Origin of the sequence: Nocardia bovistercoris, assembly GCF_015674855.1 — a bacterium.
Classification (GTDB): domain Bacteria; phylum Actinomycetota; class Actinomycetes; order Mycobacteriales; family Mycobacteriaceae; genus Nocardia; species Nocardia bovistercoris.
On the sequence record NZ_JADMLG010000008.1, the window covers coordinates 312337 to 324014 of the forward strand.

General features: G+C 66.4%; 15 protein-coding genes. 14 read left to right on the forward strand and 1 reads right to left on the reverse strand.

The window, feature by feature from the left end:
• Positions 1-36: 36 nt before the first annotated feature.
• Positions 37-420 (reverse strand): hypothetical protein, encoded by a 384-nt coding sequence (locus tag IT779_RS21225; protein WP_196151104.1) that lies wholly within the window; start codon positions 418-420, stop codon positions 37-39.
• Between the two features lie 512 nt (positions 421-932).
• On the opposite strand from IT779_RS21225, the gene IT779_RS21230 reads away from it, so the two are divergent.
• From IT779_RS21230 to IT779_RS21295, 14 genes are all read left to right on the forward strand, one after another.
• Positions 933-1430 (forward strand): hypothetical protein, encoded by a 498-nt coding sequence (locus IT779_RS21230; RefSeq protein ID WP_196151105.1) that lies wholly within the window; start codon positions 933-935, stop codon positions 1428-1430.
• Complete coding sequence (locus IT779_RS21235) at positions 1427-2743, forward strand: PBSX family phage terminase large subunit (RefSeq protein WP_196151106.1); 1317 nt, start codon at positions 1427-1429, stop codon at positions 2741-2743. Before IT779_RS21230 ends, IT779_RS21235 begins: the two co-directional genes overlap by 4 nt.
• Positions 2743-4443 carry a hypothetical protein gene (locus IT779_RS21240; RefSeq protein WP_196151107.1) on the forward strand — a complete coding sequence of 567 codons (1701 nt, stop codon included), beginning with the start codon at positions 2743-2745 and terminating at the stop codon, positions 4441-4443. The genes IT779_RS21235 and IT779_RS21240 overlap by 1 nt, the downstream gene beginning before the upstream one ends.
• 24 nt (positions 4444-4467) lie before the next feature.
• The gene (locus tag IT779_RS21245; RefSeq protein ID WP_196151108.1) at positions 4468-6255 is read left to right on the forward strand and encodes a phage minor capsid protein; all 1788 of its coding nucleotides are present in this window, start codon (positions 4468-4470) and stop codon (positions 6253-6255) included.
• A complete protein-coding gene (locus IT779_RS21250) occupies positions 6252-6425 on the forward strand; it encodes a ribosome modulation factor (protein ID WP_196151109.1) in 174 nt (57 codons plus the stop codon). Before IT779_RS21245 ends, IT779_RS21250 begins: the two co-directional genes overlap by 4 nt.
• A gap of 88 nt (positions 6426-6513) precedes the next feature.
• A complete protein-coding gene (locus IT779_RS21255; protein WP_196151110.1) occupies positions 6514-7305 on the forward strand; it encodes a hypothetical protein in 792 nt (263 codons plus the stop codon).
• Positions 7306-7340: 35 nt separating this feature from the next.
• Positions 7341-8231 (forward strand): P22 coat protein - protein 5 domain protein, encoded by an 891-nt coding sequence (locus tag IT779_RS21260; RefSeq protein ID WP_196151111.1) that lies wholly within the window; start codon positions 7341-7343, stop codon positions 8229-8231.
• Between the two features lie 72 nt (positions 8232-8303).
• Entirely contained in the window at positions 8304-8732 is a 429-nt protein-coding gene (locus tag IT779_RS21265) for a hypothetical protein (protein WP_196151112.1), read from the forward strand.
• Positions 8729-9046: a hypothetical protein gene (locus tag IT779_RS21270; protein WP_196151113.1), complete on the forward strand. Its 318-nt coding sequence runs from the start codon at positions 8729-8731 to the stop codon at positions 9044-9046. The genes IT779_RS21265 and IT779_RS21270 overlap by 4 nt, the downstream gene beginning before the upstream one ends.
• Before the next feature lie 10 nt (positions 9047-9056).
• Positions 9057-9395 (forward strand): hypothetical protein, encoded by a 339-nt coding sequence (locus IT779_RS21275; protein WP_196151114.1) that lies wholly within the window; start codon positions 9057-9059, stop codon positions 9393-9395.
• Entirely contained in the window at positions 9392-9832 is a 441-nt protein-coding gene (locus tag IT779_RS21280; RefSeq protein WP_196151115.1) for a phage tail terminator protein, read from the forward strand. The genes IT779_RS21275 and IT779_RS21280 overlap by 4 nt, the downstream gene beginning before the upstream one ends.
• Complete coding sequence (locus IT779_RS21285) at positions 9829-10605, forward strand: phage tail tube protein (protein WP_196151116.1); 777 nt, start codon at positions 9829-9831, stop codon at positions 10603-10605. Before IT779_RS21280 ends, IT779_RS21285 begins: the two co-directional genes overlap by 4 nt.
• A 17-nt stretch (positions 10606-10622) precedes the next feature.
• Positions 10623-11273 carry a DUF7426 family protein gene (locus IT779_RS21290; RefSeq protein WP_196151117.1) on the forward strand — a complete coding sequence of 217 codons (651 nt, stop codon included), beginning with the start codon at positions 10623-10625 and terminating at the stop codon, positions 11271-11273.
• A gap of 8 nt (positions 11274-11281) precedes the next feature.
• Positions 11282-11665: a DUF7426 family protein gene (locus tag IT779_RS21295; protein WP_196151118.1), complete on the forward strand. Its 384-nt coding sequence runs from the start codon at positions 11282-11284 to the stop codon at positions 11663-11665.
• Positions 11666-11678: the final 13 nt, after the last annotated feature.

The following is an 11678-nucleotide window of genomic DNA, read 5'->3' on the forward strand; positions in this document are numbered from 1 at the left end:
GCGCCGGGGCTCGCGGCCCCGGCGCGAGGTTGGCTGTCAGCCCTGGACGCGGATCAGCCGCGGATTGTCGAGGGGGACGTCATCGCTGATGCGGAAAGTGCGGCCGACGATGCTGATGAGGTCGCCGTTCTCGACCTCGATCACGGTCCGTCGTGCGATCGGATGCGAGGAGATGACGGTGGCCTGCGGTACGAGAAACGCGTACTCGCCCTTGATGATCGGACCTTGGTACTCGCGGCGGGACTCTGTGGTCTCGTCGAGATAGTGGACCGTGAAATTGCACTGGCTGCGCTGGTGGCGGAACTTGCCGCGCAGTTCGACGGTGCTGGAGAACGAATGCCCGTAGTTACCGTGCGCGTCGCACTCGGGGTCGGTTCGCATCAGGACGACGATCGGGGTCTGAGTCTGGATCTCGTTCATGGTTGGTTCCTTTCCTGTCCCCGTGGCGGCGGGGGTTTGTTGTACCTGAATCATATTACATGTGGCGCTTGTAATATGCAAACCGGCAGGTAGTCGGTCGACTCCACACTTTCTACTGTCCCGCGTCCCGCAGTAGGCTTGAGCCGAAGGCCGATGACGTGACCGGAAGCCACGCCATCACCCGATCCGAGAGCGTTCGAGCCGCCGCCACGGTCACGCTCTCACCAGTGCCCGCGCTCCCTCAGTGGTTGAGCGCGGGCACTTCTCACGTCTACCCCCCGAAGGGAGGTGTCCCATGTCCGTTACCTGTATCTCCGAGCTGCTGAAGCTGGCGATCGAGGTCGGCTCGTTCCTGCTGTCGACCGGCTCCGCGCTGATCGGCTGACCCAGACCCGCGACCCGCGAACGGCGTCGCACACCCTTGCGCGCAGACCGCCCCCGCACACAACACCAATTGGTTCCGGCGGCTGAGGCACTGCACACGAGGATGCGACACCCGAAGGAGAGTCGCCGTGCCAGGAAAGTCCGGGACCAGTCCCGAAAGCATCGAGCGGCGCAAGCGGATGGCCCGCGCCCTCAAGCTCCGCGAAGGCGGCGCAGCGTACCGGCAGATCGCCGAAACGCTCGACGTCTCCATCTCGACCGCTCACGAATACGTCACCGCCGCGATGGCCGAAGTGACGAAAGAGCCCGCCGAATCCGTTCTACAGCTCGAACTCTCGCGCCTCGACGCGATGCTCCTCGGCATCTGGGCAGACGCCGCACGCGGCGACCTGAAGGCCATAGACCGCGCCCTGCGCATCATGGACCGCCGCGCCAGACTGACCGGACTCGAAACGCTGGCCGACATGCGAATCCGGGGCGAAGGCCGCGAACTCTCGGCGGTCGACGAGTTCCATAAAGCCATCCTCGGGGAAAAGGCGGTCGACGACGTCGACGATCAGGACGCGGAGGACGCGGAGGACGCGGAGGACGCGGAGGACGCGGAGGACGCGGAGGACGGCGGATGATCGTTCGGCCACTACGAGGGAAAGCCCGTACCGCATACCGGCATTCGACCGCAGCCATCAACATCCTCGAAGGCTCCGTACGGTCCGGAAAGACCATCGGATCACTCGTCGACTGGGTCGAGTTCGTGCGCACCGGCCCAGCCGGGAACCTGCTGATGGCAGGCCGCACAGAGCGGACCCTCATCAACAACCTGCTGCTGCCGTTGCAGGAGATATACGGCGCTGACCGCATCATCATCAACACCGGCTCCGGCACAGTGTCGATCTGCGGTCGGTCGGTGCTGTTGATCGGCGCGAACAACGAGCAGGCACGCACCAAGATTCAGGGGCTCACCCTGGCGGGCGCGTACGTCGACGAGGCCGCGACCGTTCCCGAGTCGTTCTGGAACATGCTCGTCTCCCGCATGTCGGTTGAGGGCGCACGCATTTGGGCGACCTGCAATCCCGAGGGGCCGCGCCACTGGATCAAGAAGAAGTGGCTCGACCGCGCGAAACTGTGGGTCGACGGCGACGGGAAATTCCATGACCGGCGAGCGCTGTTCCGCAGGCTGCCGCCCGGCCACGACGACCGGCCGCTGAACCTGCACCGGTTCACGTTCACGCTCGACGACAACGCGCACAACCTGCCCGCCGAGTACATCGCCAACATCAAGGCGTCCTACTCCGGCATGTTCTACCTGCGAATGGTGCTCGGCCGGTGGGCACTCGCCGACGGCGTCATCTACCACGCGTTCGACAGACCGAAACACGTCATCGCCCACGGCGAACTGCCGAAGATGGCGCGCGTCATCGCGCTCGGAATCGACTACGGCACAACCAATCCGACAGCGGGAATCCTGCTCGGTATCGGAGTCGACAACCGGCTGTACGCGCTCGACGAGTGGGCACCCGAGCGCGGCACCGACGCTGAGCTGTCCCGCTCCCTCGCCGACTGGCTCACGAAGGGCAAGCACAGCCCCGAATGGTCCTACGTCGACCCGGCCGCCGCGAGCTTCAAACTCCAGCTCTACCGCGACGACACCGTGCGCGCGGCCGACGCGATCAATGGCGTCGTCGACGGCGTCCGCACGGTGGCCTCACTGTTTTCGAGCCTGCAACTGTTCGTGTCCGACCGATGCGAACGGCTGCTGAACGAAATACCCGGCTACGTGTGGGACCCCTCCGCGTCCGAGAAGGGCGAGGACAAACCCGTGAAGGCTGACGACCACTTCTGTGACGCACTGCGGTACGCGGTCGTTTCCAGCCAACAGGTTTGGCTCCCCGTCCTGCCGATCCCTATCGCCACTGCCGCTACTGCCGAGGAGGCAGCCTAATGCCGTTGCCGTCCACGAAAACCCCGTGGCCTCCGCGTCATCTATCCGACGCGTTCGCGCTGTACGCGACGTGTCAGGTGTGGTGGGAAGGTGACGCCGACAAGCTCAGCGCCTACGCGGGTGAGCCTTCGCGCCCCGCTGCCGGTGGCTTCTTCTCGAAGATTCGCCGCCTGTTCTGGGGCACCAAACCCGACGTCTCGCAACAGCCGCGGGCACTGCATGTCCCCGTCGCGGGCGATATCGTGCAGACCGCCGCGTCGCTGCTACTGCCTGACCCCGTCTCGTTCACGGTCGCGAAAGGCGACATCGACGAGAACGCCGATGCGGACGAAATCGCAGCCGCCCACCTGGCCGCCCAGAAACGCGTAGACCTCATTTTCAACAGCGCCGCAATGCATTCGGCGATGCTGCTCGGTGCTGAGTCCTGCTCGGCACTCGGCGACGTCTACGCCCGCGTCGTCTGGAACGCCGACATCAAAGAACACGCGTGGCTGGACTTCGTCGACGCCGACCAGGTGATCCCCGAATTCGAGTACGGCGAACTGAGCGCGGCAACTTTCTGGACGGTCGTCGACGAGAACATCGAGGACAACGTCATCCTGCGGCATCTGGAACGGCACGAACCCGGATACAAGACCATCGGCGAGGACGGCGAACCGGTGCAGGTCTGGGGGCGCATCTATCACGGCCTGTACCGGGGTACAGCCACATCGCTCGGCACACCGACCGAACTCGCTGCACATTTGTCGACAGCGAAGATCCCTGTCGTGGACGGCACCGACTACGTCGAGACCGGGACCATGCGATTGACCGCATTCCACATTCCCAACGCGGGGCGCAATCCCGCGTTCCGGGGAAAGCCGGTGATGCAGCATCTCGGCCGCTCCGACATCGGCGACCCGGCAGTGATCGGTCTCATGGACCAGATCGACGAAACCTATTCGTCGCTCTCGCGGGACGTGCGGCTGGCGAAAGCCCGGCTGATGGTGTCGGAATTCCTGCTCGACGCGAAAGCCCCCGGCAAGGGTGCAATGTTCTCCGTAGAGCAGGAGGTCTACGAGAAGGTCGGCGGTGCGCCGTCCGCGACTCCGGTTATCGAGGCCCATCAATTTCAGATCCGCGTCGATGACCATCTGCGGACCGCTGAGGGATACCTGCGGGCGATCCTCCGCCGAATCGGATTCAGCCCCTATACATTCGGCATGGCTGACGATTCGGGCGGCGCGATGACCGCGACGGAGGTCGACGCCAAACGCGACGCCAGCACGGCGACCTACAAGGCGCGGTCCGGCATGTGGAAAGGCGTCCTCGCACGCGCGGCGCGCACCTTGCTCGAAGTCGACGCCGCTGTGTTCTCCACTGGCCTCGCGCTGACCGAGGATCTGGAAGTGCGTTGGCCTCCCGCGTCGCGCGACAGCGTGACGGTACGGGCCGCGAACTGCGTCGCGCTCGACGCGTCCGGATCAGCGTCGCGCTGGTGGAGGGTGCGGTACCTGAACCCCGACTACGACGAGATCGCGATTCGGGAAGAGGTCGACCGGATCGAGGCTGAGAAGGCGGTAGCCGACCCGTACGCGCTCGGCTCCGACCAGCCCCCGACCCCCATCGCCCCGAACCCCGACCGCCCCGACAACGAGGACGACGAGGCGAACGAGGGTGACCAGCTCGACGACAGCGACGAATTCGACGCTGCCGCATAACAATCGAGACAGGCAGGCTCACCGATGACATACGAGCCTGCCGCGATCGACGGAATACAGGACGCGGTCGCGCAGATGTACGCCGACGCCGAAGTGCAGCTACTCGCGCGAGTCGCTGCCGCGATTCAGAAGGGCATCGACACCCCGCAGTGGGTGACGACCCAACTCTCCGAGATCGCGCGCTTGTCGACCGAAGCCCGCGGCTTTCTCCTCTCGTTGCAACCAGAGGTCGCGGCGCAGATCAACGCGGCTCTGATGTCGGCGCACGCTACAGGTGTCGCAGGCGCGGACCAGGACGTGCCAGGGCCACCGTCGACGACACCCGCCCCCGTGGTATCGACCGAGGCCGTCGCCGCGCTCGCGGCCGAGACGGTCGCGGCGGTGGCATCAACGAACACGCAGATCCTCCGGTCGACAGTGGACGCGTACCGAGATGTCGTCGCCGAGGTCTCCGGCCGCATAGTGACCGGTGTCGCCACTCGCCGAGAGGTCACACAGCAAGCACTGGACAACTTCGCGGCACAGGGAATTCGGGGGTTCCGCGATAGCGCAGGCCGAAACTGGCGGATGGACACCTACGTCGAGATGGCGGTGCGCACAGCCGCTCTGCGGGCGATGAAACAGGGCCACACCGACCGGCTGCGGCAACGCGGATACGACATCGTCGTAGTAACCGCGCACCCGCGACCAGCACCTCAGTGCGTGCCGTTCGAAGGCGAACTGCTGTCGCTGTCGGGCGCGACGCCGAACGGCCCGGTTGAGGCCGAGTCGCGGATGGACGGATTGCCCATCACGGCCACCGTGAAGGCGTCGATGCAGGAGGCCGAAGCGGCTGGACTGCATCACCCGAACTGCAAACACGGTCATTCGCTGTGGGTTCCCGGTGCGCCACGTCCCGAACTACCCCCGTACGACCCGCAGGACTACGTCGACGAACAGAAGCTTCGGCGGCTCGAACGCGGAGTGCGGCAGGCGAAGCGCGAAGAGGCCGCCGCGATCACCCCGACCGCGAAGGCGAAAGCCAAGGCGAAAGTGCGGGCGCGTCAGGAGGAGATACGCGACCACGTCGACCGAACCGGGGTTACGCGGAGACGCAGCCGTGAACAGTTGCGCAACGGCGACGCGGACCGCGCGACCGAGTCGACGAAGTTGGTACGCAATCCGACACCAGAGCCGAAGACACCCGCCGCAGCGCCGAAGACACCGAAGCCCGCCCCCGGTCGCCCGCACAAGGGCCTCACGGACGACGAGCTGGACGACGCGATCGTGCAGGCGTGTGAAGCGGAACCGCTCGACTGGGATCTGATCGACGCACTCGAAGGCGAGTTCAAGCATCGCGAGATGCTAGAGGCCAAGCGCGCCGAGAAATGGGCAGGGTACGAGCGCGAGTACGACAGGCTGACCGCCGAGGGCATGGACCATGAGTCGGCGGTTGAAAAGGCATACGGCATCAGCGTGAAAACGCAGCGCCAGCAAGCGGCAGTCGCGTTCCTGCGCGACCAGGGCTATTCGGGGGAATCGTTCAACGACCTCGCCCGCCACGCCTTCAAAGACCAGGCGTACCAAGGCTGGTTGGCCGCTGAGGAAGAACTCAACGGCTACCTTCTGTCGAAGGCAGGCGAGCGCGCGGGCATCGACCCGCGAACCCTGTGGCACGGAAACGCCTCGACCGCTGAGAAATACGCGTCGGAGGAGTTGCGTGCATTCTGGGACCAGAACGGCCGCCCGACGCTCGACGAGTTCAAGGCCGACCTGCTAGACCCACAGTCGGCGACGCGGATGCGCAGCGCGAGAGGGGATTTCCTGCGATGAGTGCACGCGACATCGTCCGCGCCTACCAAGAAGGGTTGGCCGCCGCCGCTGACCCGGCAGCCGTCAACCCCTACGTTCCAGCGGCCCCCGGCAGCCTCCGCGTGCTGCTCGCCCGCATGTGGCTACGTGGCCGCCTGAAACACGCGCTCGACGTCCCCGACACCGAGTAGCCACCCACCGAACCGAAGGCCCGCAGCATCCGCGCTGCGGGCCTTTCTCATGCCCGCTGCGGGCATCAACCAGCACCCAGGAGAGCGCATGTCCAAGTCCCTGCCCAGGCACCCCGATACCGGCCTGCTCGCCATCGGCGAAACCCGCCGTGGCCCGATCTGGCCGGTACTCGGCGGAAGCGGCGACGGCGACGGCAACACCGGAGACGCCCCGCCCGCCGACGGCACCGACAAACCCGAGGGCACCGACCCCGGCGACACCGGCAGCGCGGGCACCGGCACCGACCTCGGCAAGGGTGAGGCACCGGCCGACGGCAGCGGCGCCAGAGAAACCGGCGACGACGACGCGAAGGTGAAGGAAGCCCGCGCCGAGTCGGCCCGGCAGGCCGCTGCCGCGAAGGCCGCCGAGAAGAAGCTCGAGGAAATGCGGGCCTCGGTCGGCAAGGCATTCGGGTTCGTCGACGACGACGCGAAAGACCCGGCGAAGCTGACCGCGAAGGTTGCCGCGACCGCGCAGGAAGCCCGCGAGGCGAAAACGGAGCTGGCTGTCTACAAGGCGGCTCCGAAAGACGTCGACGTCCAAGGGCTGCTCGACTCGCGTGCATTCGCGCGGACCCTGCACGAACTCGATCCGGCTGCCGCCGATTTCGACCAGCAGTTGAAAGAGGCCGTCGCCGCAGCGGTGAAGGCGAATCCGCGGCTGAAGCTCACCGCGACCCCGGAACCGCCGAAGCCCCCCGCCCGGTCCGGCGCGGACACCGGAGCCGGGAAGGGCGAGCCGGGACAGCTCACCTACGAGCAGTACAAGGCGCTCTCGCCCAGCGAGCGGATGAAGGCGACCAAGGAAGGCCGCGCGAACCAAATCCTCGGCCGCAAGTAATCCACCCCCACCACCACCGAAATAGGTAGGCAGTCATGGCTATTGGCTTCGTTCCCGAATTCTGGGCCGATCAGGTTCAGGTGCCCTACGACAACGCGCTGATCTTCGGTCAGCCCAAGGTCGCGAACCGCAACTACGAGGGACAGATTCAGGAGCAGGGCGACACCGTGCACGTGTCGTCCATCGGCGCACCCGACGTCCGTCCATACAACAAGAACACGGACATGACCACCGATCAGCTCTCCGACTCGGCCGACGCGATGGTCATCGACCAGGGCGAGTACTTCAGCTTCTACGTCAACGACGTCGAGAAGGTGCAGGCCGCTGCGAACTTCGACGATCCGGCCTTGGCCCAAGCCGGTGAGAAGTTGCAGAACGCCGCCGACCTGTATGCCTACGGCCTGCTGAAGGCGGGCGTTCTCGCCGCGAACAAGCTCGGCCGCGTCACCGTGGTCGACGCCAAGCCGGACAAGGCGACCACCGGCCAGACGGACATCTACACCGTCCTGGTCAAGCTGCGCGAGAAGCTGGACCGCAAGTCGGTCCCGAAGCTCGGCCGCTACGCTGCGCTGTCGCCCGAACTGGTGTCGCCGCTGCTGCTCGACGAACGATTCATCCACGCCGACAAGCTCGGCCAGGCCGGTCCGCTGCTCAACGGTCAGGTCGGTCGCGTCGCCGGATTCGACATCTTGGAGTCGAACAACGTCAACAAGGTCGGCGGCGCGGGCGCGGACAAGGACGACTACGTGATGGTCGCGGGCGTGAACGCGGCGCTGTCGTTCGCGAACCAGATCAGCAAGGTCGAGCGTCTGCGCGCTCAGGGCCGGTTCGCCGACATCGTGCGCGGCCTGAACATCTACGGCGGCAAGATCTTCCGCCCGGAGGCCCTGGCGTCGGCGTCGGTGCTGCTCGCCCCGCCCGCCTGATCCATTCCCCCCCTGTGACCGCACCCCGCCGCCCGGTGGGGTGCGGTCGCCTCGCTTCTAGGAGAAGCCCCCGTGCTCACCTACGCCACTGTCGAGCAGTTGGCCGGTCACGTCTCGGCCGCCCAGCTCGACAAACTCGACGACGGCGACGACGTCCGATACATCGAGGCCGCTTCTGTCCTTGTGCGCCGCGCCACCAAGAACGATCAGTACGAGGCGACCCCCGCCGGACTGCCAACCGATCCGGTCCTGTCGGAGGCGCTGACGACCGCGACCTGTTGGCAGGTGCGTCAGTGGATTGCGTTGAGCGTCAACCCGCTCGCGGGCGCAGCGGGCGTCAAACCAGCCGCGTCTTCTGCGTCGGTCAATGGCGCGTCGGTCGCCTACGACGTCGCCGCGTCATCGGCCGCCCGCGCGGATAGCGCCACGTCACTATGCGACGCGTCGCGTGACGTACTGCGTGACGTGGGCCTCGCGTCGGCTGCGGTCGGACGCGCATGACTGACCCGTTGGCGCAGTTCTGGGTCCACGACGTCATCGTCGAAAGGTTCGCGGGCACTGCCGCGTTCGGCCCGCTGTTCGACGCGCCGACGGTTGAGCACTGCAACGTCGCGGAACGCAGTCAGGTGGTGCGCGACAGCTCCGGCGTCGAAGTCGTCACATCGGCGAGCGTCGCGTTCCCCGTGAGCCTCGATCCGATACCGCTGGAGTCACGCGTCACGCTCCCTACAGGTCGGGTGACGCGCGTCGTCACCGCGTCGGCGTCTGACCTCGGCACGCCGTTCCCCGACACCCTCGTCATCCAGCTCGCATAGGAGACATCCGATGGCAGTATCCGCGCACTGGAACGGCGGCGACTTCGCAGACCTGGTCGCCGAGGGCGTCGAAGAGGGACTGTTCGAGTCGGGGGAAACGCTGCTCGCCCAGTCGAACGCGCTGGTCCCGATCGACGAGGGCATCTTGCAGAACAGCGGCACCAACGAGGTCGCCGACGGCGTCGCCCGCGTCGGCTACAACACGCCGTACGCGCTACGTCAGCACGAAGACCTCACGCTCCGGCACGACAACGGACGTGAAGCGAAGTTCCTCGAAAAGCCGCTCAACGCATTCGGGCCGGAACTCGAAACGATCATCGCCTCGGCTATCGCCCGGCGGCTGACGTGATCGACGCGACCGAGTTCGTCGAAGCCCTCGCCCGATATCTCGACGCGTCAGGGCTCGCCCGCTACGTCGCGTCGGGTGCGTACCCGCCCGGTGACGCGTGCGCCGTGACGTTCGCGGGCCTACCGACCTCGCCAGACGCGGCGGTCGCGCTCACGGTGTACGACGAGCAGTACGGACGCGACGACCACAACCCCGACGTGTTCGTCCAGATGCGTTGGCGCACCGCAGGAACCGACCCGCGCACCACCGACAGCGTCGCCGACGCAGCGCGTCGTCTGCTGCACGACGCGACGCACGTCCAGCTCCCGGACGGGCCGCGCGTCCTGCTCTGCCGTCGACGAATTCGTGGCGGCACCACACCGGACAGCAACAGCCGCTACGAGCGCGCCGACTCGTACGTCTTCACCCTCAATCCAGCCCCAGGAGGCACACCATGACCGCTCCCGCACCCCTTCAGGCCCCGGACTCGTCGACACTGGCGACCGCGCTGGCCCGCGACTACGCGGTGCAGATCGACGTCGCCTACGGCACCGGCTCGGCACCCGAATGGGTGTTCGTCATGGGCCTCAACAAGGTGTCGCCGACACAGGACATCACCATGCAGGACGACGGCGATATCCACTCCGGTGGCCGAAAGTCCCAGATCGCGACCGCGATCGGCGAGAACCTGGAACTCGCGGGCCTGCGCAAGGGCGAACGCAGCCCCGCCTATGTCCCGGACCCCGGCATCGAGCAACTGCGCAAGCACGGCTCGAAGATCGGATACGAGAACATCGCGCACGTGCGCTACTGGCGCACGGACGAAATCGACGAGGCCAAGGAAGGCTACTTCGCTGTCGCGTTCGTTGGCTCGGCCGACGACAAAGAGGGCCTGTACGGCTGGACGGCCACCCTGACCGGTCGCGGGCAGCACAAGGACATTGTCAAGCCGCTCACCCCGATCGTGAAGACGTTCACCCTCCCGGCTGGGACCACGTCGGGCACCTGGACCATCACCGTCGACGGACAGACTGCGTCGGCACTCACCCACACCATCACCCTGGCCGCGCTCAAGACGGCGCTGGAAGGGCTGTCGACCGTTGGCACCGGTAACGCGACCGTGACCGGCACACCCGGCACCGCCTACACCGTCACCCTGCCCGGCACGGTGCTGGTCGTCTCGGCATCCGGTTCGGGGCTCACTCCGGCCGGCACTGTCGTCGTCTCCTGACCGGAAAGGCCGCGCATATGGACGATTACGAGTCCTGGGCCGACCCGGACCTGTGTCTGCCGGTGCGCGGCCACGTGATCCGCGTCAAGTCGCCGACCGCAGCGGAAGGGCTGCGGCTGCGACGGCTGATGCTCGACGTTGACGCGGTCACCGACGCGGACGAGCAACGCGAAGTGCGTCGTATCCTCGGCGACGCATGGCACGCGTTCGACGCATTGCGCGTCGACGAGACAGCGAGGCAACTGGTCGGACGTACCGCGCTGCTGCACTTCGGTCAGTCGCCCGATGCCGCTGCCGCCTACTGGAACGGCGACCGGCACTCAACCGACGCAGCGCCGACCGATCCGTCAGCACCCGGATTCCTGGGGCCAGACGACCCCGGAGGCGGGCCTGTGATCGCGGGCGGTATGCGGGCATGGTTCAACCCTCCCGCGATGGCTCCGCGTCACGCGCCCGGCGCATCCGATGACGCACCCCGCATGTCCTGGCGGGACGTATTCGCGTGCTGGCCTGACATCGAACTCGACCTGCACACGGAGTTCGGCGTCGACGTCGATTCGGGCGTGCTCGATCAACGGCCCTGGCGATGGCTGGAGGTCCGTATCCGGGCGCTCGCCACCACGCCGCGAACTCGCCTGTACCGCTCCATTTTTCCCCCCACTTCATGAGGAATGCCGTGGCCCCGTATCGCGAATTGACCGAGTTCTACGACCCTGACCTCCTGCTGCCGATCGGCGGTGTCGTCTACAGGGTCAAATGCCCGACCATCGGCGAGGCCGACCGGCTGCGGCGGCTCATCGTCGACGACAGCGTCACCTCTGACCAGGAACTCGAGGAGATCATCAAGATTCTTGGTCCGGTCCGTGACGAGATGGCTGCCAATGGCGTGCGCGACACGATGGCGCTCCACGCGGGCCGCACTGCCCTCCTGCATTTCGGTGGCACTCCGAGCCTCGGCCGGGCGAACTGGCAACTCGGTCAACTCGGCGACCTCCTCGACATGCAATCAATTCTCGACGCAGCCGGTGTCAACACCTCTCCGGAGGCCGCTGCCGACTGACCTACGGAGACGC